At 60.2% G+C, this 19,818-nt stretch carries 22 protein-coding genes and 1 pseudogene; 16 read left to right on the forward strand and 7 right to left on the reverse strand.

From position 1 onward, the window contains the following. The first annotated feature begins 118 nt into the window (after positions 1 to 118). Positions 119 to 481 (forward strand): cupin domain-containing protein, encoded by a 363-nt coding sequence (locus CLM72_RS27635; RefSeq protein ID WP_105228960.1) that lies wholly within the window; start codon positions 119 to 121, stop codon positions 479 to 481. A gap of 71 nt (positions 482 to 552) precedes the next feature. Here CLM72_RS27635 and rpmG read toward each other — a convergent pair whose 3' ends face one another. Together rpmG and rpmB are read right to left on the reverse strand one after the other, a co-directional pair. Further along, the gene (gene rpmG / locus CLM72_RS27640; protein WP_003176906.1) at positions 553 to 708 is read right to left on the reverse strand and encodes a 50S ribosomal protein L33; all 156 of its coding nucleotides are present in this window, start codon (positions 706 to 708) and stop codon (positions 553 to 555) included. An 11-nt stretch (positions 709 to 719) separates the two neighbouring features. Next, positions 720 to 953, reverse strand: a complete 234-nt coding sequence (gene rpmB, locus CLM72_RS27645; RefSeq protein WP_003176907.1) for a 50S ribosomal protein L28 — start codon at positions 951 to 953, stop codon at positions 720 to 722. Between the two features lie 457 nt (positions 954 to 1,410). Between rpmB and CLM72_RS27650 the strand changes: the two genes are divergently transcribed. Then, positions 1,411 to 3,003, forward strand: coding sequence for an ABC transporter substrate-binding protein (locus CLM72_RS27650; RefSeq protein WP_105228961.1), 1,593 nt, complete (start codon positions 1,411 to 1,413; stop codon positions 3,001 to 3,003). A 55-nt stretch (positions 3,004 to 3,058) separates the two neighbouring features. Here the strand turns inward: CLM72_RS27650 and radC are convergent, their stop codons facing one another. After that, positions 3,059 to 3,733 (reverse strand): DNA repair protein RadC, encoded by a 675-nt coding sequence (gene radC / locus CLM72_RS27655; RefSeq protein ID WP_034129091.1) that lies wholly within the window; start codon positions 3,731 to 3,733, stop codon positions 3,059 to 3,061. 142 nt (positions 3,734 to 3,875) lie between these two features. Here radC and coaBC point away from each other — a divergent pair, with 142 nt between their 5' ends. The 4 genes and pseudogenes from coaBC to argB all read left to right on the forward strand — a co-directional run bounded on the left by coaBC (position 3,876) and on the right by argB (position 8,131). Then, complete coding sequence (gene coaBC / locus CLM72_RS27660; protein WP_054919730.1) at positions 3,876 to 5,084, forward strand: bifunctional phosphopantothenoylcysteine decarboxylase/phosphopantothenate--cysteine ligase CoaBC; 1,209 nt, start codon at positions 3,876 to 3,878, stop codon at positions 5,082 to 5,084. A 5-nt stretch (positions 5,085 to 5,089) separates the two neighbouring features. Continuing rightward, on the forward strand, positions 5,090 to 5,545 hold the full coding sequence (gene dut, locus CLM72_RS27665) for a dUTP diphosphatase (RefSeq protein WP_054919777.1): 456 nt from the start codon (positions 5,090 to 5,092) through the stop codon (positions 5,543 to 5,545). Between the two features lie 254 nt (positions 5,546 to 5,799). Next, positions 5,800 to 7,206, forward strand: a pseudogene (locus tag CLM72_RS27675) (phosphomannomutase/phosphoglucomutase); the annotation flags it as partial. A gap of 19 nt (positions 7,207 to 7,225) precedes the next feature. Beyond that, positions 7,226 to 8,131, forward strand: a complete 906-nt coding sequence (gene argB / locus CLM72_RS27680) for an acetylglutamate kinase (RefSeq protein WP_003213275.1) — start codon at positions 7,226 to 7,228, stop codon at positions 8,129 to 8,131. 166 nt (positions 8,132 to 8,297) lie between these two features. On the opposite strand, the gene pyrE is transcribed toward argB, so the two are convergent. After that, a complete protein-coding gene (gene pyrE / locus CLM72_RS27685) occupies positions 8,298 to 8,942 on the reverse strand; it encodes an orotate phosphoribosyltransferase (protein ID WP_105228962.1) in 645 nt (214 codons plus the stop codon). An 82-nt stretch (positions 8,943 to 9,024) separates the two neighbouring features. Between pyrE and CLM72_RS27690 the strand changes: the two genes are divergently transcribed. After that, on the forward strand, positions 9,025 to 9,804 hold the full coding sequence (locus tag CLM72_RS27690) for an exodeoxyribonuclease III (protein WP_003195493.1): 780 nt from the start codon (positions 9,025 to 9,027) through the stop codon (positions 9,802 to 9,804). 59 nt (positions 9,805 to 9,863) lie between these two features. On the opposite strand, the gene CLM72_RS27695 is transcribed toward CLM72_RS27690, so the two are convergent. Together CLM72_RS27695 and rph are read right to left on the reverse strand one after the other, a co-directional pair. Further along, complete coding sequence (locus CLM72_RS27695; RefSeq protein WP_003195495.1) at positions 9,864 to 10,232, reverse strand: DUF4870 domain-containing protein; 369 nt, start codon at positions 10,230 to 10,232, stop codon at positions 9,864 to 9,866. A gap of 21 nt (positions 10,233 to 10,253) precedes the next feature. Continuing rightward, positions 10,254 to 10,976: a ribonuclease PH gene (gene rph / locus CLM72_RS27700; protein ID WP_105228963.1), complete on the reverse strand. Its 723-nt coding sequence runs from the start codon at positions 10,974 to 10,976 to the stop codon at positions 10,254 to 10,256. Between the two features lie 217 nt (positions 10,977 to 11,193). On the opposite strand from rph, the gene CLM72_RS27705 reads away from it, so the two are divergent. From CLM72_RS27705 to CLM72_RS27730, 6 genes are all read left to right on the forward strand, one after another. Beyond that, positions 11,194 to 12,057 (forward strand): YicC/YloC family endoribonuclease, encoded by an 864-nt coding sequence (locus CLM72_RS27705; RefSeq protein ID WP_105228964.1) that lies wholly within the window; start codon positions 11,194 to 11,196, stop codon positions 12,055 to 12,057. A gap of 10 nt (positions 12,058 to 12,067) precedes the next feature. Next, positions 12,068 to 12,688 carry a guanylate kinase gene (gmk, locus tag CLM72_RS27710; RefSeq protein ID WP_019818119.1) on the forward strand — a complete coding sequence of 207 codons (621 nt, stop codon included), beginning with the start codon at positions 12,068 to 12,070 and terminating at the stop codon, positions 12,686 to 12,688. A 167-nt stretch (positions 12,689 to 12,855) separates the two neighbouring features. Next, positions 12,856 to 13,119, forward strand: coding sequence for a DNA-directed RNA polymerase subunit omega (gene rpoZ / locus CLM72_RS27715; RefSeq protein WP_003195508.1), 264 nt, complete (start codon positions 12,856 to 12,858; stop codon positions 13,117 to 13,119). 60 nt (positions 13,120 to 13,179) lie between these two features. Next, positions 13,180 to 15,285 carry a bifunctional GTP diphosphokinase/guanosine-3',5'-bis pyrophosphate 3'-pyrophosphohydrolase gene (gene spoT, locus CLM72_RS27720; protein WP_003195510.1) on the forward strand — a complete coding sequence of 702 codons (2,106 nt, stop codon included), beginning with the start codon at positions 13,180 to 13,182 and terminating at the stop codon, positions 15,283 to 15,285. Between the two features lie 24 nt (positions 15,286 to 15,309). Beyond that, positions 15,310 to 15,690 carry a RidA family protein gene (locus tag CLM72_RS27725; protein ID WP_003176922.1) on the forward strand — a complete coding sequence of 127 codons (381 nt, stop codon included), beginning with the start codon at positions 15,310 to 15,312 and terminating at the stop codon, positions 15,688 to 15,690. A gap of 56 nt (positions 15,691 to 15,746) precedes the next feature. Then, positions 15,747 to 16,487 (forward strand): hypothetical protein, encoded by a 741-nt coding sequence (locus tag CLM72_RS27730; RefSeq protein WP_105228965.1) that lies wholly within the window; start codon positions 15,747 to 15,749, stop codon positions 16,485 to 16,487. Between the two features lie 126 nt (positions 16,488 to 16,613). Here the strand turns inward: CLM72_RS27730 and CLM72_RS27735 are convergent, their stop codons facing one another. Then, a complete protein-coding gene (locus tag CLM72_RS27735) occupies positions 16,614 to 17,465 on the reverse strand; it encodes an SDR family oxidoreductase (protein WP_060763898.1) in 852 nt (283 codons plus the stop codon). 188 nt (positions 17,466 to 17,653) lie between these two features. On the opposite strand from CLM72_RS27735, the gene exbB reads away from it, so the two are divergent. Genes exbB through CLM72_RS27750 form a run of 3 tightly spaced genes read left to right on the forward strand, consistent with a single transcriptional unit; the run spans position 17,654 to position 19,812 of the window. Next, entirely contained in the window at positions 17,654 to 18,637 is a 984-nt protein-coding gene (gene exbB, locus CLM72_RS27740) for a tonB-system energizer ExbB (RefSeq protein WP_105228966.1), read from the forward strand. A gap of 6 nt (positions 18,638 to 18,643) precedes the next feature. Next, a complete protein-coding gene (exbD, locus tag CLM72_RS27745) occupies positions 18,644 to 19,069 on the forward strand; it encodes a TonB system transport protein ExbD (RefSeq protein ID WP_003195519.1) in 426 nt (141 codons plus the stop codon). Beyond that, positions 19,066 to 19,812 (forward strand): energy transducer TonB, encoded by a 747-nt coding sequence (locus CLM72_RS27750; protein WP_003195521.1) that lies wholly within the window; start codon positions 19,066 to 19,068, stop codon positions 19,810 to 19,812. Before exbD ends, CLM72_RS27750 begins: the two co-directional genes overlap by 4 nt. Positions 19,813 to 19,818: the final 6 nt, after the last annotated feature.

Below are 19,818 nucleotides of genomic sequence, written 5' to 3' on the forward strand. Positions count from 1 at the left end.
CCAGCGGCTGGGGATGTTTCAATATATTTGACAGAACGGCGGCAAACGCCCTTGCGATGTTCATTTTAATAAACATAGACTTTGGGCTCTCCAACCGCAGGCCAGACGGGAAATGCACATGAGCATCCAGGACATCGTCGATTTCAGCCAAGCCAACACCGCCCCCGAACGCTACCGCCCTGCCGCCGAGAAAATCCTCAAGGGCGATCCCGAGCAGACACTCTACAACCACTACAACAGCCCATGCGGCCAGATGAACGCTGGCGTCTGGGAAGGTGACGTGGGCCAGTGGAAGGTCAATTACACCGAGCATGAGTACTGCGAGATCGTGCAAGGCGTGTCGGTGTTGCGCGATGCCGAGGGGAATGCCAAGACCCTGCGCGCCGGCGACCGCTTTGTGGTCCCTGCCGGTTTCAGCGGTACCTGGGAAGTGCTGGAAGCGTGCCGCAAGATCTACGTGGTGTTTGAAGAGAAAGCCTGATCACCAAACCCCAGGCAAAAAAAAGCCCGCATCGTGAGATACGGGCTTTTTTTCACAAGGAAGAAAATCAATTACTTGATTTTGCCTTCTTTGTAGATCACGTGCTTGCGAACGCGCGGGTCGAACATTTTCTTTTCGAGCTTGTCCGGGGTAGTACGCTTGTTCTTGTCGGTAGTGTAGAAGTGACCAGTACCGGCGCTAGAGATCATTCGAATCAATTCACGCATGATAGAGCTCCTTAGATCTTGCCAGCGGCGCGGATTTCGGCCAGCACGACAGTGATGCCACGCTTGTCGATAATACGCATGCCTTTAGCAGATACACGCAGGCGAACAAAACGTTTCTCTTCTTCAACCCAGAAGCGGTGATGCTGCAGGTTCGGCAGGAAACGACGACGGGTTTTGTTATTTGCGTGGGAAATGTTATTCCCAGTCACCGGACCCTTACCGGTAACTTGACAGACTCTCGACATGCCTCAGCCCTCTAAAACCACATGCCCAACCCGGCATGGGTTGGCCGCTTAATCTCTCAGTCATTTGGCGCCAGGCGCCGCGTTTCTTTAGGGTCTTACCGGCTACACCTACAGTGAAGGAACCGGGCCCCTAGAAAAGAGCGCTGCTTTATACCAGAAAGACCCCAGTGCAACAACAACCTGTGTACTTTTAGCAGCGTAAATCTTGGCCACAAGTGCCTGAACCGCTGCCAGGAGGGGCCGCTGTAACAGCCGACCGCTCGTCGCACAGAATGATTTACAACGCCTGCGGTCACAGGGAAGTGCACGGCGAAACACGCTGAGGCGCCATCAAAACAGCATTTTGGCCAAAAGCACAGGCAAAAATGGGCTAGTCATTTATCAATCAGACCTCTACGGTAGGCTTTTTCCAGACTGCACTCGCAGATGGGCCTTCGATCTGCACAGGAAACCGAATATGCGCCTCGCTGCCCTACCGCTATTGCTTGCCCCTCTCTTTATTGCGCCGATGGCCGTTGCGGCCACCAACTTGAGCGTATGCACCGAGGCCAGCCCCGAAGGGTTCGATGTGGTGCAGTACAACTCACTGACCACCACCAACGCCTCGGCCGACGTGCTGATGAACCGTTTGGTGGAATTCGACGCGGCCAGTGGCAAGTTGGTACCGAGCCTTGCAGATAGCTGGGAAGTGTCGCCCGATGGGCTGACGTACACCTTCAAACTGCACCCCGATGTGAAATTCCATCGCACCAGCTATTTCAGCCCAAGCCGCACCCTGACGGCCGAAGATGTACGCTTCAGCTTCGAGCGCATGCTCGACCCGGCCAACCCGTGGCACAAGATCGCCCAGAGCGGCTTTCCTCACGCCCAATCCCTGCAATTGCCGGCACTGGTCAAGAAAATCGACGCCCTTGACCCACTGACCGTGCGCTTCACCCTCGACCATGCCGATTCCACCTTCCTCCCAGCACTGAGCATGGGCTTTGCGTCGATCTATCCGGCTGAATATGCCGATAAATTGCTCAAGGCCGGCACACCCGAGAAGCTCAACAGCCAGCCAATCGGCACCGGCCCGTTTGTGTTCGTGCGTTTCCAGAAAGATGCCGTGGTGCGTTACAAGGCCAACCCGGACTACTTCGCCGGCAAACCGGCGGTGGACAACCTGATTTTCGCCATCACCCCGGACGCCAACGTACGCCTGCAGAAGCTGCACCGCGATGAATGCCAGATCGCCCTGTCACCCAAGCCTCTGGATGTGGGCGAGGCCGAAAAAGACGCGGCGCTGAAGGTGGAAAAAACCGCAGCCTTCATGACCGCGTTCGTCGCCATCAACAGCCAGCACCCACCACTGGACAAGCCCGAAGTGCGCCAGGCGATCAACCTGGCCTTTGATAAGGGCAGCTACCTCAAGGCCGTGTTCGAAGGCACCGCCGAAGCGGCCAACGGTGTCTACCCGCCGAACACCTGGAGCTATGCCAAAGAGTTGCCAGGCTACCCGCAGGACCTCGCCAAAGCCAAGGCGTTGCTGGGCCGCGCCGGGCTCAAGGACGGTTTCAAAACCACGATATGGACCCGCCCTACCGGCAGCCTGCTGAACCCCAACCCGAACCTAGGCGCCCAACTGTTGCAGGCCGACCTGGCCAAGGTTGGCATCCAGGCCGAGATTCGCGTGATCGAATGGGGCGAGTTGATCCGCCGCGCCAAGGCCGGCGAGCACGACTTGCTGTTCATGGGCTGGGCTGGGGACAACGGCGACCCGGATAACTTCCTGACGCCGCAGTTCTCCTGCGCCGCGGTGAAGTCCGGCACCAACTTTGCCCGCTATTGCGACCCCACCCTGGATAAGTTGATCAATGCGGGCAAAACCACCAGTGAGCAAGGTGTGCGCAGCAAGCTGTATCAGCAGGCCCAGGCGCAGATCCAGCAACAGGCGCTGTGGCTGCCACTGGCGCATCCGACGGCGTTTGCCTTGACCCGCAAGAACATCCAGGGGTACCAGGTAAGCCCGTTCGGGCGCCAGGACTATTCGAAAGTCAGCCTCAAGCCCTAAGCAGCAAGCTGCAAGCCCACTTGAAGCTTGCAGCTTGAACCTGGCCGCTGCCGCTCTAAAGCCAACCGTATTCAGCCATCGACAGGGGGTCACCATCCCCCACGATGATGTGGTCCAGCACCCGCACATCCACCACGTCCAGCGCCTTTTGCAGCAGCTTGGTCAATTTTCGATCAGCCGCGCTGGGCTCCGTGCTTCCCGACGGATGGTTATGACACAGGATCAATGCCGCCGAGTTGTACGCCAAGGCGCGCTTGACCACCTGTCGCGGGTAGACAATCGCAGCGTCGATCGTGCCTTGGGACATGACCTCGAACCCTAGCACCCGATGCTTGGAGTCCAGGAACAGGCAGCCGAAGATCTCATGGGGCTCATGGCGCAGCAGTGCCTTGAGGTACTCGCGCACGGCCAGCGGGCTTTCCAGCACAGAGTCAGTCCGCAAGCGCTCGGCCAGGTGGCGCCGGGACATCTCAAGCACCGCCTGCAACTGGGCAAACTTCGCCGGCCCCAGCCCCAGATGCTGGCTGAACAGCGTCTGGCTGGCCTCCAGTAACGGGCGCAGGCCACCGAATTGCGCCAACAGATGGCGCGCCAGATCCACCGCACTTCGGCCGGCCACCCCCGTACGCAGGAAGATCGCCAACAGCTCGGCATCGGACAGGCTCGCCGCGCCGCCTTCCAATAACTTCTCCCGTGGACGCTCTGCCACGGGCCAATCACGAATACTCATCCCACCTCCCTGTATCTGCTCCGCTGTTGCCCGGCGGGCGCTGTGTTATCGTAGGGCCCTCTTTTTTGCCTGCGATTTCACCTGGGGAGGGGTCATCGCAGGTGTCATTGAACTGGCATCACTGAACTGGAAAGGCAAACCAATGCAGCGTCTGTATCGGAAACGCATCGTTCTCGGCGTCGGCGGCGGCATTGCCGCCTACAAGAGCGCAGAGTTGGTTCGCAGGCTCCTGGACCAGGGCGCCGAGGTGCGCGTGGTCATGACCCGTGGTGGCAGTGAGTTCATCACCCCGCTGACCATGCAAGCGTTGTCCGGCCACCCGGTTCACCTCGACCTGCTGGACCCGGCCGCAGAAGCCGCCATGGGCCATATCGAACTGGCCAAATGGGCCGACCTGGTGCTGATAGCCCCGGCCACTGCCGACCTGATCGCCCGCCTGGCCCAGGGCATTGCCGATGACCTGCTCACCACCCTGGTATTGGCCACCGACGCCACCGTCGCTATCGCACCGGCCATGAACCAGGCCATGTGGCGCGATCCGGCCACCCAGGCCAATACCCAACTCCTGCAAACCCGCGGCCTCAAGGTGTTCGGCCCGGCTTCCGGCAGCCAGGCCTGCGGCGACGTCGGCCTGGGCCGCATGCTCGAAGCAACGGACCTCGCGCAATGCGCCGCCGAGTGCTTCCAGCATCTGGCCCTGACCGGCAAGCACGTGCTGATCACCGCCGGCCCGACCCAGGAAAACATCGACCCGGTGCGCTACATCACCAACCATAGCTCAGGAAAAATGGGCTTCGCGTTGGCAGAAGCTGCGGTCGAGGCAGGCGCACGGGTCACACTGATCACCGGCCCGGTACATTTGCCGACCCCTGATCGCGTTACGCGTATCGACGTAGTCAGCGCCCGGGACATGTTGGCGGCCTGCGAAGCCGCCATTCCCTGCGACCTGTTTATCGCCTCGGCAGCGGTTGCGGATTACCGCCCGGAGGTCGTGGCCCCGCAGAAGCTCAAGAAAGACCCTACGAGCGGCGACGGCCTGCTCCTGCAAATGGTGCGTAACCCGGACATTCTGGCCACCATCGCTACCCGTGCGGACCGTCCGTTCAGCGTCGGCTTCGCTGCCGAGACCGAGCACCTGCTGGACTACGCCGCACGCAAACTGAAAGACAAAAACCTCGACCTGATCGTTGCCAATGATGTCGCCAACCCGAGCATCGGCTTCAACAGCGAGGAAAATGCGTGCAGCGTGATCGACCGTGAACTGCACGCCACCCTTTTCGCCCAGACCAGCAAGGGCAAGATTGCCCGCCAACTGATCTCTTTTATCGCCCAACGGCTGAACCAGGTTTAATGTCCATGCACGCTTTGCAAGCCAAGATTCTCGACCCACGCCTCGGCAACGACTTTCCGCTGCCGGCCTACGCCACGCCGGGCTCCGCCGGCCTGGACCTGCGCGCCATGCTCAAGCAAGACACCGTCCTTGAGCCGGGCCAGACCATCCTGATTCCCACTGGCCTGTCGATCTATGTCGGCGATCCTGGCCTGGCGGCGCTGATCCTGCCGCGCTCCGGCCTGGGTCACAAACATGGCATCGTGCTCGGCAACCTGGTCGGCCTGATCGACTCCGACTACCAGGGCGAGTTGATGGTGTCGTGCTGGAACCGTGGCCAGACTGCTTTCAACATCGCCGTCGGCGAGCGCATTGCCCAGTTGGTATTGGTGCCGGTGGTGCAGGCGCATTTCGAATTGGTACAGGAATTCGACGAAACCCAACGTGGTGCAGGCGGTTTTGGGCATTCCGGCAGTCACTGACTAAGCTGAACGTGGCCGGGCGCAATCGTCCGGCCACGCACCGCCGCCCGGCCTTTCAGGATAAAGAATGCGCGGAAATGATCATCGAGATTTCTATAATGAAATCAAAGGATTACGTAAAAATAATGCCGAGACCGAAGCGCCGATGGCATTTTTACACCACGAACTCTCTGCCGAAAACGCCGTCATACCCTTCAGTTTGAGCCTGCCGGCCAGCCACATCAGGCCCGCCTTGCCCCCTTTCAGATGGAGTTTCCCCCGCAATGAGTACCGCAGCCCGCGTAGCCCCGACCTTTCCCGACAGCATTTTTCGCGCCTATGACATCCGTGGTGTGGTCCCCAAGACCCTGACCGCCGAAACCGCCTACTGGATCGGCCGCGCCATCGGCTCCCAGAGCCTCGCCCAAGGCGAACCCAACGTCTCGGTAGGCCGTGACGGCCGCTTGTCCGGCCCGGAATTGGTCGAGCAACTGATCCAGGGCCTGGCTGACAGCGGCTGCCATGTCAGCGACGTCGGCCTGGTGCCAACCCCCGCGCTGTACTACGCCGCCAACGTACTGGCGGGCAAATCCGGGGTCATGCTCACGGGCAGCCACAACCCATCGGATTACAACGGCTTCAAGATCGTCATCGCTGGCGACACCCTGGCCAATGAACAGATCCAGGCCCTGCACACCCGCCTGAAGACCAACGACTTGACCAGCGGCACCGGCAGCATCACCAAAGTCGACATCCTGCAACGCTACTCCGATGAAATCACTCGCGACGTCAAGCTCGCCCGCCGCTTGAAAGTCGTGGTGGATTGCGGCAACGGCGCAGCGGGTGTGATTGCCCCGCAATTGCTTGAAGCCCTGAACTGCGAAGTGATCCCACTGTTCTGCGAAGTGGACGGCAACTTCCCCAACCATCACCCGGACCCAGGCAAGCCGGAAAACCTGGTAGACCTGATTGCCAAGGTCAAGGAAGTGGGCGCCGACGTCGGCTTGGCCTTCGATGGCGACGGCGACCGTGTGGGCGTGGTGACCGAAACCGGCGAGATCGTGTTCCCGGACCGCCTGTTGATGCTGTTTGCTCGAGACGTGGTTGCACGCAATGCCAACGCCGAGATCATCTTCGATGTGAAATGCACTCGTCGCCTGACGCCATTGATCAAGGAATACGGTGGTCGCCCGCTAATGTGGAAGACCGGTCACTCGTTGATCAAAAAGAAAATGAAGGAAACCGGCGCGCTGTTGGCCGGTGAAATGAGCGGTCACGTGTTCTTCAAAGAACGTTGGTTCGGGTTTGACGATGGTATCTACAGTGCCGCTCGCCTGCTGGAGATCCTCAGCAAGGAGAAATCCACGGCCGAAGAGCTGTTTCAGACCTTCCCGAATGATATTTCTACACCAGAGATCAATATCCATGTGACCGAGGAGAGCAAATTCAGCATCATTGACGCATTGCACGATGCGCAATGGGGTGAAGGCGCCAACCTGACCACCATTGATGGTGTGCGAGTCGATTACGCCAAAGGCTGGGGCCTGGTTCGCGCGTCCAACACCACACCGGTGCTGGTCCTGCGTTTCGAGGCGGATACCGAGGCTGAGTTGCAGCGCATCAAGGACGTGTTCCACGCCCAGTTGAAACGTGTTGCCCCTGATCTCCAATTACCGTTCTGATTTTTGCCCGGAGCCCTGAATGACCCTCGAACGCGAAGCCGCTGCCAACACCGCCAAGGTCCTGTCCGAAGCGTTGCCTTACATTCGACGCTACGTCGGCAAGACGCTGGTGATCAAGTACGGCGGCAATGCCATGGAAAGCGATGAGCTGAAAACCGGCTTTGCCCGCGACATCGTGCTGATGAAGGCTGTGGGGATCAACCCCGTGGTCGTCCACGGCGGCGGCCCGCAAATTGGCGACCTGCTCAAGCGTTTGTCGATCGAGAGTCACTTCATCGATGGCATGCGTGTCACTGACGCGCAAACCATGGACGTGGTGGAAATGGTCCTCGGCGGCCAGGTCAACAAAGACATCGTCAACCTGATCAACCGCCACGGCGGCAGCGCCATCGGCCTGACCGGCAAGGATGCCGAGCTGATCCGCGCGAAAAAGCTCACCGTTACCCGTAAGACACCCGAAATGACCCAGCCGGAAATCATCGATATCGGCCAGGTGGGCGAAGTCATCGGCATCAACACCGATTTGCTCAACCTGCTGGTCAAGGGCGACTTCATCCCGGTAATTGCGCCGATCGGCGTGGGTGCTAATGGCGAGTCCTATAACATCAACGCCGATCTGGTAGCCGGTAAGGTGGCGGAAGCACTGAAGGCTGAAAAGCTGATGCTGCTGACCAACATCGCCGGCTTGATGGACAAGGAAGGCAAGGTACTGACCGGCTTGACTACCCAGCAGGTAGACGACCTGATCGCCGACGGCACCATCTACGGCGGCATGTTGCCGAAGATCCGTTGCGCACTGGAAGCGGTGCAGGGCGGCGTCGGCAGCTCGCTGATCCTGGATGGCCGCGTGCCAAATGCAATCCTGTTGGAAATCTTCACCGATACCGGTGTGGGCACGCTGATCAGTAACCGCAAGCGTCCTTGATCGCTGCAAAGCAAAAGGCCCCGCTCAATTGAATTGAGCGGGGCCTTTTGTTTGTAAACAGTTCACATGTGGGAGCTGGCTTGCCTGCGATGACGGCAGTACATGCAAAAATGCACCGCCTGACACACCGCTATCGCGGGCAAGCCCGCTCCCACAGGATTCAGTGTCAGACGCCGAACTGCTCGCGGTATGCACGCACAGCCGGCAAATGTTGCTTGAGCTGCGGGTCGTCTTCCAGGAACTGCAACACCTGGTTCAACGACACGATGCTCACCACCGGAATGCCGAAGTCACGCTCCACTTCCTGGATCGCCGACAACTCACCGTTGCCGCGCTCCTGGCGGTTCAAGGCGATCAGCACACCGGCAGCCTTGGCGCCGTCCTGGGAAGCGATGATCTGCATCACTTCACGGATAGCAGTACCCGCGGTGATCACGTCATCGATGATCAGCACATCGCCGGCCAATGGCGCGCCGACCAGGCTGCCACCTTCACCATGGGCCTTGGCTTCCTTACGGTTGAAACACCACGGCAAGTCCTGCCCGTGATGCTCCGCCAGGGCTACCGCCGTCGCCGCTGCCAGGGGAATACCCTTGTAGGCCGGGCCAAAGAGTACGTCGAAGGAAATACCGCTCTCAACGATGGCTGCCGCATAGAAACGGCCCAGCTGAGCCAGGGCCGAACCTGAGTTGAACAGGCCCGCATTGAAGAAGTACGGGCTGGTGCGCCCGGACTTGAGGGTGAACTCACCGAAGCGTAAAACGCCGCGATCGATGGCAAAACGAATGAAATCGCGCTGATACGCCTGCATGAAAAAAGCCTCAGATACCACGGATTTAGCTAATTGGGTGGACGGCGTGTATCATACACGCACGCGATTTTTGGGGCCATTTATGCGGATCATCAGTGTGAACGTTAATGGTATTCAGGCTGCAGTCGAGCGTGGTTTGCTCAGTTGGCTGCAAGCACAGAATGCCGACGTCATCTGCCTGCAGGACACCCGTGCCTCCGCCTTTGAACTGGACGACCCAGCCTTCCAACTGGATGGCTACTTCCTTTATGCCTGCGATGCCGAAGTGCCCACCCAAGGTGGCGTGGCTTTGTACTCGCGGTTGCAACCCAAGGCGGTCATCAGCGGCCTCGGCTTCGAGACAGCCGACCGCTACGGGCGTTACCTGCAAGCCGATTTCGACAAGGTCAGCATCGCGACCTTGCTGCTTCCTTCCGGGCAGAACGGCGATGAAGACTTGAACCAGAAATTCAAGCTAATGGACGATTTCGCCCGTTACCTGGATAAACAGCGACGCAAACGTCGCGAGTACATTTATTGTGGCTCGCTGTACGTGGCGCAACAGAAGCTGGATATCAAGAACTGGCGCGACAGCCAGCAATCCCCGGGCTTCCTGGCGCCAGAACGCGCCTGGATGGACGAGATTGTCGGCAACATGGGCTATGTCGATGCCCTGCGCGAAGTCAGCCGCGAAGGCGACCAGTACAGCTGGTGGCCAGATAACGAACAGGCTGAGATGCTCAACCTGGGCTGGCGTTTCGACTACCAGCTGCTGACCCCAGGTCTGCGCCGGTTCGTACGCAGTGCACGCCTGCCGCGCCAGCCGCGCTTCTCGCAGCACGCGCCGCTGATCGTGGACTACGACTGGACATTGACCATCTGAGGTCGTTTTCCAGGCACAAAAAAACCGACAGTGATGTCGGTTTTTTTGTGGCCGCTCGGTTACTTGACCAGACGCCAGGTCCACGGATAGCGATAGGCAATGCCTTTGTTGGCCTTGATACCGGCGATGATCGTCAGTATCAATGCACCAATCACCAGCACGGTCATCAGCAAGAAGCCAACGACCACGAAGCCCAGCAACAGGCACACCAGCCAGGCGATCGCCACGGTGATCTGGAAATTCAGCGCCTCCTTGCCTTGGTCATCGATGAGCGGGTCCATGTCCTTCTTGAACTGCCACAGGATCAACGGCCCCAGCAAGCTGCCGAAGGGGAATACCAACCCCAGAAATGCCGCAAAATGACACAACATTGCCCACTGGCGTACTTCCTTGGACGGTGCCGGAACCGGCAACTGGCTGTCATTCATGGCGTTTCTCCTTGGGCCGACTCAGTCACCCAGCGCGGCGTTCTGCAATTCAAAAATTTCGGTCATGCCTTTCTGGGCCAAGGCCAGCATGGCGTTGAGCTCAGCCGGCTGGAATGGCGCGCCTTCAGCAGTGCCCTGCACTTCGATGAAACCACCGGTGCTGGTCATGACCACGTTGAGGTCGGTCTCGGCGGCCGAGTCTTCCAGGTAGTCCAGGTCCAGCACAGGCTCGCCCTGGTACATGCCAACCGACACAGCGGCGATCATCTGCTTGAGCGGGTCACCCGCTTTCAGGCCGCCACGCTTCTTGATGACTTTCAAAGCGTCGACCAGGGCCACCATGGCGCCGGTGATGGACGCCGTGCGGGTACCGCCGTCAGCCTGGATCACGTCGCAGTCGACGTAGAGGGTGACGTCACCCAGCTTGGACATATCCAGGGCGGCACGCAGGGAACGGCCGATCAGGCGCTGGATTTCCAGGGTACGCCCGCCTTGCTTGCCACGGCTGGCTTCACGCTGGTTACGCTCGCCAGTGGCGCGCGGCAGCATGCCGTATTCAGCGGTCAACCAACCCTGGCCCTGGCCCTTGAGGAAGCGCGGCACGCCGTTTTCGACGCTGACAGTGCAGATGACCTTGGTATCGCCAAACTCGACCAGTACGGATCCCTCGGCGTGTTTGGTGTAGTTGCGGGTGATGCGGATCGAGCGGAGCTGATCGGCAGCGCGACCACTTGGACGTTTCATAGGGGATACCTGTACTGAGGACGAAAAACTGCCGAGCATTATAGAGCCGCAAGCCGGTTCGAGGCACTTCTAAAAAATTCGGTTACGAATGGTCAGGCGCTCGGCCATTGTTTTGGCGCACCCGCCCCACTGCGCTACACTCCTGCGCCTTCGCAGCCTGTCGGCTTCAATTTACCCATCAGCCCGTATTTGCGGGACTGCATCGCGAGGTACCTCCATGGTGCACAGCATGACCGCCTTCGCCCGTGTCGAAAAAGCCGGGGTTCAAGGCACCCTCAGCTGGGAACTGCGCTCGGTCAACAGCCGTTACCTGGAGCCGCACCTGCGCCTGCCAGAGTCATTCCGCGACCTTGAAGGCGCGGTTCGTGAAGCGCTGCGCCAGGGCATTTCCCGTGGCAAGCTGGAATGCACTCTGCGCTTTACCGAAGAAACCACCGGCAAGCCGCTGCAGGTCGACCGAGACCGCGCCGCCCAACTGGTGGCCGCGGCCGAAACCATCGCCGGCCTGATCAAACAGCCAGCCGCATTGAACCCTCTGGAAGTATTGGCCTGGCCCGGCGTGCTGGTGGCCGACGCGGCAGACCCACAGGCCTTGAATGCCGAAGCCCTCGCCCTGTTCAACCAGGGCCTGAAGGAGCTCAAGGCCGGCCGTGAACGCGAAGGCGCCGAACTGGCGCGCCTGATCAACGAGCGGCTGACATCGATCGAAGCCGACGTAGTGACCCTGCGCGAATTGGTACCGCAGATGCTCGCCACGCAGCGCCAGAAGGTCCTCGACCGCTTCACCGACATGAAGGCCGACCTCGATCCGACGCGCCTGGAACAGGAAATGGTCCTGCTCGCGCAGAAGAGCGACGTGGCCGAAGAACTCGACCGCCTGAGCACCCACATCCTTGAAGTGCGCCGCGTACTCAAGTCCGGCGGTGCCGCCGGTCGGCGCCTGGACTTCCTGATGCAGGAACTCAACCGCGAAGCCAATACACTGGGCTCCAAGGCGTTCGACCCGCGCAGCACCACGGCGGCGGTCAACCTCAAAGTGTTGATCGAGCAAATGCGCGAACAAGTACAGAATATTGAGTAAGGCACCCTCCATGACCCATAGCACCGGCACCCTTTACATCATTTCCGCCCCTTCGGGCGCGGGCAAGAGCAGCTTGGTCAAGGCCTTGACCGACGCTGACGAGCAGATCCGCATTTCGGTCTCGCATACCACCCGCGCCATGCGCCCGGGCGAAGTGGACGGCGTGCACTATCACTTTGTCGAGCGTACCGAATTCGTCAAGATGATCGAACACGGGGATTTCCTGGAGCGCGCCGAAGTGTTCGGCAACCTCTACGGCACCTCGCAGAGCCACCTGCAACAGACCCTGGACGAAGGCCACGACCTGATTCTGGAGATCGACTGGCAGGGCGCCGAACAAGTGCGCCAGCTGATGCCCAAGGCGCGCTCCATCTTCATCCTGCCGCCATCGCTCCAAGCCCTGCACCAACGCCTGACCAACCGCGGCCAGGACAGCGATGAGATCATCGAGGGCCGCATGCGTGAAGCCGTCAGCGAGATGAGCCACTACGTCGACTACGACTACCTGATCATCAATGACGACTTTACCCACGCCCTGGATGATTTGAAGGCGATTTTCCGCGCCAACCAACTGCAGCAAAAGCGCCAACAGCAGCGTTTCGGCAAATTACTCGCCGAATTGCTCGGCTGATTGACTCTTCCCAAAACAGCTGCAAGGGCCTTACATTGGCACTTGTAGCGGTTTTGCGAAGGCCTGCGAAAAATCAGCGCTTCCCTAAACGCTGGTGATTTTTTAAACTGCTCAGTCCGCTCGCCCAACCGGGCAGCGCGCATCTTGCATTCGCTCCGAGGAATACCATGGCCCGCGTAACCGTTGAAGACTGCCTAGAACACGTGGATAACCGCTTTGAGCTGGTCATGCTCTCTACCAAGCGTGCCCGTCAACTGGCCACTGGCGGCAAAGAGCCTCTGGTCCAGTGGGAAAACGACAAGCCTACCGTTGTAGCCCTGCGTGAAATCGCTGAAGGCCTGATGAGCTACGAGTTCATCGCCAACGCCGAAATCGTTGAAGACGAACCGCTGTTTGCAGCGTTCGAAGGCGAGTCCAACGAGGACGTCTAAGCCTATGCCTGGTCGACGTAGCACGGCGCGGGGTCACAGCCATCGGCAGGAGTTCACACTTTGCCGAGCATAGACGCCCTCGCCGATCGCTTATCGGCCTACCTCGGCGCAGACCAGGTCAACCTGGTTCGCCGAGCGTATTTCTACGCCGAACAAGCCCACGACGGCCAACGCCGACGTAGCGGCGAGGCGTATGTCACCCATCCTCTTGCGGTGGCCAATATTCTTGCCGACATGCACATGGACCATCAGAGCCTGATGGCCGCGATGCTGCATGACGTGATCGAAGACACCGGCATTGCCAAGGAAGCGCTCAGTGCGCAATTTGGCGAAACCGTGGCCGAACTGGTCGATGGGGTCAGCAAGCTGACCCAGATGAACTTCGAGACCAAGGCCGAAGCCCAGGCGGAAAACTTCCAGAAGATGGCCATGGCCATGGCCCGAGACATTCGGGTGATCCTGGTCAAGCTGGCCGATCGGCTGCACAACATGCGCACGCTGGAAGTGCTGTCTGGCGAAAAGCGCCGGCGCATCGCCAAGGAAACCCTGGAAATCTATGCACCCATCGCCAACCGGCTGGGCATGCACGCCATTCGTATCGAATTCGAAGACCTGGGCTTTAAAGCCATGCACCCCATGCGTTCGGCGCGCATCTACCAGGCGGTCAAGCGCGCACGGGGCAACCGCAAGGAAATCGTCAACAAGATCGAAGAGTCCCTGAGCCATTGCCTGGCGATCGACGAGATCGAGGGCGAGGTCAGCGGTCGGCAGAAGCACATCTACGGCATCTATAAAAAGATGCGCGGCAAGCGTCGGGCCTTCAACGAGATCATGGACGTCTATGCGTTCCGGATCATCGTCGACAAAGTCGATACCTGCTACCGCGTACTGGGCGCTGTACATAATTTGTACAAGCCCCTGCCGGGCCGCTTCAAGGACTACATCGCAATTCCCAAGGCCAACGGCTACCAGTCGCTGCATACCACCCTGTTTGGCATGCACGGCGTGCCGATCGAGATCCAGATCCGCACCCGCGAAATGGAAGAGATGGCCAACAACGGCATCGCCGCCCACTGGCTGTACAAGTCCAGCGGCGACGAGCAGCCCAAAGGCACCCATGCTCGCGCGCGCCAATGGGTCAAGGGCGTGCTGGAAATGCAGCAACGTGCCGGCAACTCCCTGGAATTTATCGAAAGCGTGAAGATCGACCTGTTCCCGGACGAGGTCTACGTATTCACGCCCAAAGGCCGGATCATGGAGCTGCCCAAAGGCTCCACGGCGGTCGACTTTGCCTACGCGGTGCACACCGATGTCGGTAACAGCTGCATCGCCTGTCGCATCAACCGGCGCCTGGCCCCGCTGTCCGAACCGCTGCAAAGCGGTTCCACGGTAGAGATCGTCAGCGCACCGGGCGCTCGCCCGAACCCGGCCTGGCTCAACTTTGTGGTCACCGGCAAGGCGCGTACGCATATTCGCCACGCACTGAAATTGCAGCGCCGCTCCGAGTCCATCAGCCTGGGCGAACGCCTGCTGAACAAGGTGCTCAACGGCTTCGACAGCGCCCTGGACAAGATCCCGCAAGAGCGCGTGCAAGCGATGCTCCACGAGTACCGCCAGGAAACCATCGAAGACCTGTTGGAAGATATCGGCCTGGGCAACCGCATGGCCTACGTGGTTGCACGCCGCCTGCTGGGCGAAGGCGAACAGTTGCCGAGCCCCGAAGGCCCACTGGCGATTCGCGGCACCGAGGGCCTGGTGCTCAGCTACGCCAAATGTTGCACGCCGATCCCGGGCGACCCGATTGTTGGCCACTTGTCCGCAGGCAAAGGCATGGTGGTGCACCTGGACAACTGCCGCAACATCACCGAAATCCGCCACAACCCGGAAAAATGCATCCAGCTCTCGTGGGCCAAAGATGTCACCGGCGAATTCAACGTCGAACTGCGGGTTGAGCTGGAACACCAGCGCGGCCTCATCGCCCTGCTGGCCAGCAGTGTCAACGCAGCCGACGGCAATATCGAGAAAATCAGCATGGACGAACGCGATGGTCGCATCAGCGTGGTCCAACTGGTGGTCAGCGTGCACGACCGCGTGCACCTGGCCCGCGTGATCAAAAAGTTGCGCGCCTTGACCGGTGTGATCCGCATCACCCGCATGCGTGCATAACCGATCCATTACAAGGAGTCATTCATGACCAAGACAGTTATCACCAGCGATAAAGCTCCAGCCGCCATCGGCACTTATTCCCAGGCGATCAAGGCGGGCAACACCGTCTACATGTCCGGCCAGATCCCGTTGGACCCAAAGACCATGGAACTGGTTGAAGGCTTCGAAGCCCAGACCGTGCAGGTCTTTGAAAACCTCAAGTCCGTGGCTGAAGCTGCCGGTGGTTCGTTCAAGGACATCGTCAAGCTGAACATCTTCCTCACCGACCTCAGCCACTTTGCCAAGGTCAACGAGATCATGGGCAAGTACTTCGAACAACCTTACCCAGCCCGCGCCGCCATCGGCGTCGCCGCCCTGCCAAAGGGCGCACAGGTTGAGATGGACGCCATTCTGGTCATCGAGTAAAACACCCGGCGCAGCCCAAACAGGCTGCGCCGACTTCGTTTCAGAAGGATTTCGTAATGCGCAAAGCGCTTGTAGCCTCCTCGTTGCTCGCCCTGTTGCTCGGCGGCTGTGCCAGCAACCCCGCCGACCTGGATGTAAGCGGTACCTGGATCAACCAGGCCGCCATCGACGCGGCAGCCAAGGGCGGCCCTTTGCGTGAAGCCCTGCAGTCCTATGGCCCCAACCTCGAGTGGGAGGTCAACACCAAGGCCTTGCAGGCGCGCTACTACAACGGTTTTGAAGTGGCGGAAGGCAAGTTGTCGGGTGAAAAACCCGGCGCGTGGAGCGTGGACTTCTATGGCAGCTCAGCCACCGAACTCAAGCGCAAAGGCAGGCAACTGCTGCAAGTGGCCAACGACAATGAGCCCGAACAGCTGTTTGCTCGCGCCAAAGAACCCGCACCGGAAGGCGCGCCACTGGGCGCCACCTTCGAGCGCGCGCTGTATGCGGCCTATATGGGCGGCGACTGGAAGATCAGCGACGGCACCGGCAGCGGTGCCACGGTGCAGTTCCAGGCAGACGGCAAGGTCGCCGGCCTGCCGGGGGTTGATCGCTACTCACTCTGCCTGGCAGGCGATTGCGCCTCCATGAGCGGCGGCTACGACAGCATCTGGCTGCAACTGGACGGCCAGGGCAACCCATGGATCTTCACGCGCAAGGGTAAACAACTGGAGATCTTCCAGGCGATCAATACCGCGCAGGCCGATGAAGTACCTTCGTTTACGCCAGGCCCTCGCCAATGGTTGCTTGAGAAGTAATAAAAGCCTCGCCCAAATCCAAATGTGGGAGCTGGCTTGCCTGCGATGACGGTATTACATCCAACAAAGATGTGATTGATATACCGCTATCGCAGGCAAGCCAGCCCCCACATTTTTTGCCGCGCTTCAGCCTTTCAGAATCGCCGCATAGCCTTCCCGGTAAGTCGGGTATGTCGGCGTCCAGCCAAGCGCCTTGATACGTGCATTACTGCACTGCTTGCTCCCCGCACGCCGCACACTGGCGTCCTCGGCCCATTCGGTCACACCCAGGTACTCGCGCAACCAGGCCACCACCTCGGCCAGCGGTGCCGGTGCATCGTCAACGCCGATATAGACCTTGTCCAGCGAACCGCCCTTTTCCACATGTCGCAGCAAGAAGGCGAGCAGGCCCGCGGCGTCATCGGCGTGGATACGGTTGCCATACAACGGCGGGTCAACCGCTACGCGATAGCCTTGGCGAACTTGAGTGAGCAGCCATTCCCGACCCGGGCCGTAAATCCCGGTCAGTCGCACGATGGTCGCTGGAATACCGCTGTTGAGCGCCACCTGTTCAGCTTCCAGCATCACCTGCCCGGAATAGCCCTTCGCTTGCGTCTCGGACGTTTCGTCGACCCACTCGCCGTTTTGCTGCCCATACACACTGCTGCTGGAGACAAACAGCAAATGCTTGGGCGTCTGGCCGTAGTCTTCCAACCACTCCAACACATGCTGCAACCCTTGCACGTAGGCGGCGCGATAGCCGGCCTCGTCGTGGTCGGTGGCAGCGGCGCAGTACACCAGATAATCCACCCCGCCGATCGGCCAGGTGTCCGGGCAGTCCTTTTTGAACAGATCGCCGGCAATGCCGATCACGCCGTCGGGCAAGCGTGAAATATCGCGGCGCAGGCCGTGGACCTCCCATTCCGAGGCCAGCAATTGGCTAGCCAGCCGACTACCCACATCACCGCAACCGGCAATCACAACAGAAGGCGCAGACATCATAAAACTCCATTCTCAAAGGCGCAGATTAGCCGCGCGAGTGGATCAACGGCCAGTAAAAAGCGAAATAAAGTAACAGTGCCACTTTAGTTAACAAGAATTACTTGCAATAATAACCGCCCATTTGTCCTCGACCCTAAATGGTCTGGAAGGACGATCACCCATTTTTTCTCTCAGGTCCGGCCAGCATGACACGTCTTACAACCCCCGCTTCGCCAACCAAGCTTCACAGCCCCTCCCGCGCCTGGCGTGCGATTGCTGCGATGCTGTTCAGCGTACTGCTGGCACCGACCGCCGCATTCGCTGACGCCACTGCCCCAGCCGCTCCGGCAGCTGCCGAGCAAAATGCCGCTACTGCGGCAACGCCTGCCGTCGCGCCAGTGGCCACCGACCCGGCCCAGGCCGCCGGCGCCGCCGCACCTGCCGACGAAACCGGCGTGGTGCTGGAAGAAGACAACACCCTGGGCATGGCCCACGACTTGTCGCCATGGGGCATGTACCAGAATGCTGACGTGGTGGTGAAAGCCGTAATGATCGGCCTGGCCATTGCCTCGATCATCACCTGGACCATCTGGATTGCCAAAGGCTTCGAGCTGTTGGGCGCCAAGCGTCGTCTGCGCGCTGAAATCGTCCATCTGAAAAAAGCCACCACCCTCAAGGAAGCGAGCGAAACCGCGACCAAGAAGGGCACCCTGGCCAACCTGCTGGTGCACGACGCACTGGAAGAAATGCGCCTGTCGGCCAACACCCGTGAAAAAGAAGGCATCAAGGAGCGCGTCAGCTTCCGCCTTGAGCGCCTGGTAGCCGCCTGTGGCCGTAACATGAGCAGCGGCACCGGCGTACTCGCTACCATCGGTTCCACCGCACCCTTCGTCGGCCTGTTCGGTACCGTGTGGGGCATCATGAACAGCTTCATCGGCATCGCCAAAACCCAGACCACCAACCTCGCCGTCGTTGCCCCCGGCATCGCCGAAGCCCTGCTGGCTACCGCCCTGGGCCTGGTTGCCGCAATTCCTGCGGTGGTCATCTACAACGTCTTCGCCCGTTCGATTGCCGGCTACAAGGCCCAGGTGTCGGATGCGTCGGCAGAAGTCCTGTTGCTCGTCAGCCGTGACCTCGATCACCTGCCTACCGAGCGCAGCTCGCAACCGCACATGGTGAAAGTGGGGTAATCGGCCATGGGCCTGCATTTGAATCAAGGCGACGACGAACTCGTCGAGAACCACGAAATCAACGTCACGCCGTTTATCGACGTGATGCTGGTGCTGCTGATCATCTTCATGGTGGCGGCACCGCTGGCGACCGTGGACATCAAGGTGGACCTGCCCGCGTCCAGCGCCAAGCCGGCGCCGCGGCCGGAGAAGCCGATTTTCCTCAGCGTCAAGGCGGACCAACGCCTGTTCCTGGGCGAAGAAGAAGTCAAAGCCGAAACCCTGGGCCCGGTGCTGGATGCCAAAACCCAAGGCAAGAAAGACACGACCATCTTCTTCCAGGCCGACAAAGGCGTGGACTATGGCGACCTGATGAGCGTGATGGATGCCCTGCGGGCAGCCGGCTACCTCAAGGTAGGCCTGGTCGGACTTGAGACGGCAGCCAAGAAATGATCACGACGCGCCACAAACTGACGCGTTATGGCACCAGCCTCGCCGTCGTGCTGGGCGTGCATGCCGTCGCGATCATCATCGCGCTCCAATGGTCCGCGCCGCAGGCGATCCAGCTGCCACCCGCCGCCATGGTCATCGACCTGGCGCCGCTGCCAGCACCGCCGCCGCCTCCAGCACCGCCCAAGGTCGTTGCGCCGCCGCCACCACCGGTCGAAGAGCTGCCCCTGCCGAAGCTGGCCGAGGCGCCCAAGCCAACGATCCAGGTGCCCAAGCCGGTCAAGCCCAAACCCAAGCCACAACCGCCAAAGCCGGTGGAGAAGAAGCCCGAGCCACCCAAGGAGAAACCTTCCGAGGAGCCGCCGAGCGAAACGCCGCCGAGCAACGCACCTGCGCAGAAGTCCGCCCAGCCTACGCCAGGCCCGTCGGCACAGCAGCTGGCCGCCCAGGCATCCTGGCAAAGCACGTTGTTGGCGCATCTGCAGAAGTACAAGAAGTACCCGCCCGGCGCCCAACGCAGTGGCAAGGAAGGTATGAACCGCTTGCGCTTCGTGGTCGATGGCGAAGGTAATGTGCTGTCCTACGAACTGGAAGGCCGCTCCGGCAACGCCGACCTGGACCGTGCAACCCTGGAGATGATCCGCAAGGCTCAGCCGCTACCCAAGCCACCCGCCGATCTGCTGAAAAACGGCAGCGTCGAACTGGTCGCGCCGTTCGTTTACAACATCGACAAGCGTCGCCGCTGACAGAGC

Origin of the sequence: Pseudomonas sp. MYb193 (assembly GCF_002966775.1) — a bacterium.
Taxonomy (GTDB): Bacteria; Pseudomonadota; Gammaproteobacteria; order Pseudomonadales; family Pseudomonadaceae; genus Aquipseudomonas; species Aquipseudomonas paracarnis.

Bases quoted from the DNA above. Each gene is read 5' to 3' on its own strand.
- exbB (WP_105228966.1), top strand. From the start codon at position 17,654: ATGACACGTCTTACAACCCCCGCTTCGCCAACCAAGCTTCACAGCCCC.
- CLM72_RS27695 (WP_003195495.1), bottom strand. From the start codon at position 10,232: ATGAATGACAGCCAGTTGCCGGTTCCGGCACCGTCCAAGGAAGTACGC.
- gmk (WP_019818119.1), top strand. From the start codon at position 12,068: ATGACCCATAGCACCGGCACCCTTTACATCATTTCCGCCCCTTCGGGC.
- exbD (WP_003195519.1), top strand. From the start codon at position 18,644: ATGGGCCTGCATTTGAATCAAGGCGACGACGAACTCGTCGAGAACCAC.
- rph (WP_105228963.1), bottom strand. From the start codon at position 10,976: ATGAAACGTCCAAGTGGTCGCGCTGCCGATCAGCTCCGCTCGATCCGC.
- CLM72_RS27725 (WP_003176922.1), top strand. From the start codon at position 15,310: ATGACCAAGACAGTTATCACCAGCGATAAAGCTCCAGCCGCCATCGGC.
- rpmB (WP_003176907.1), bottom strand. From the start codon at position 953: ATGTCGAGAGTCTGTCAAGTTACCGGTAAGGGTCCGGTGACTGGGAAT.
- rpoZ (WP_003195508.1), top strand. From the start codon at position 12,856: ATGGCCCGCGTAACCGTTGAAGACTGCCTAGAACACGTGGATAACCGC.
- CLM72_RS27635 (WP_105228960.1), top strand. From the start codon at position 119: ATGAGCATCCAGGACATCGTCGATTTCAGCCAAGCCAACACCGCCCCC.
- radC (WP_034129091.1), bottom strand. From the start codon at position 3,733: ATGAGTATTCGTGATTGGCCCGTGGCAGAGCGTCCACGGGAGAAGTTA.
- dut (WP_054919777.1), top strand. From the start codon at position 5,090: ATGCACGCTTTGCAAGCCAAGATTCTCGACCCACGCCTCGGCAACGAC.
- argB (WP_003213275.1), top strand. From the start codon at position 7,226: ATGACCCTCGAACGCGAAGCCGCTGCCAACACCGCCAAGGTCCTGTCC.
- CLM72_RS27735 (WP_060763898.1), bottom strand. From the start codon at position 17,465: ATGTCTGCGCCTTCTGTTGTGATTGCCGGTTGCGGTGATGTGGGTAGT.
- CLM72_RS27705 (WP_105228964.1), top strand. From the start codon at position 11,194: ATGGTGCACAGCATGACCGCCTTCGCCCGTGTCGAAAAAGCCGGGGTT.
- coaBC (WP_054919730.1), top strand. From the start codon at position 3,876: ATGCAGCGTCTGTATCGGAAACGCATCGTTCTCGGCGTCGGCGGCGGC.
- CLM72_RS27750 (WP_003195521.1), top strand. From the start codon at position 19,066: ATGATCACGACGCGCCACAAACTGACGCGTTATGGCACCAGCCTCGCC.
- CLM72_RS27650 (WP_105228961.1), top strand. From the start codon at position 1,411: ATGCGCCTCGCTGCCCTACCGCTATTGCTTGCCCCTCTCTTTATTGCG.
- CLM72_RS27730 (WP_105228965.1), top strand. From the start codon at position 15,747: ATGCGCAAAGCGCTTGTAGCCTCCTCGTTGCTCGCCCTGTTGCTCGGC.
- pyrE (WP_105228962.1), bottom strand. From the start codon at position 8,942: ATGCAGGCGTATCAGCGCGATTTCATTCGTTTTGCCATCGATCGCGGC.
- rpmG (WP_003176906.1), bottom strand. From the start codon at position 708: ATGCGTGAATTGATTCGAATGATCTCTAGCGCCGGTACTGGTCACTTC.
- CLM72_RS27690 (WP_003195493.1), top strand. From the start codon at position 9,025: ATGCGGATCATCAGTGTGAACGTTAATGGTATTCAGGCTGCAGTCGAG.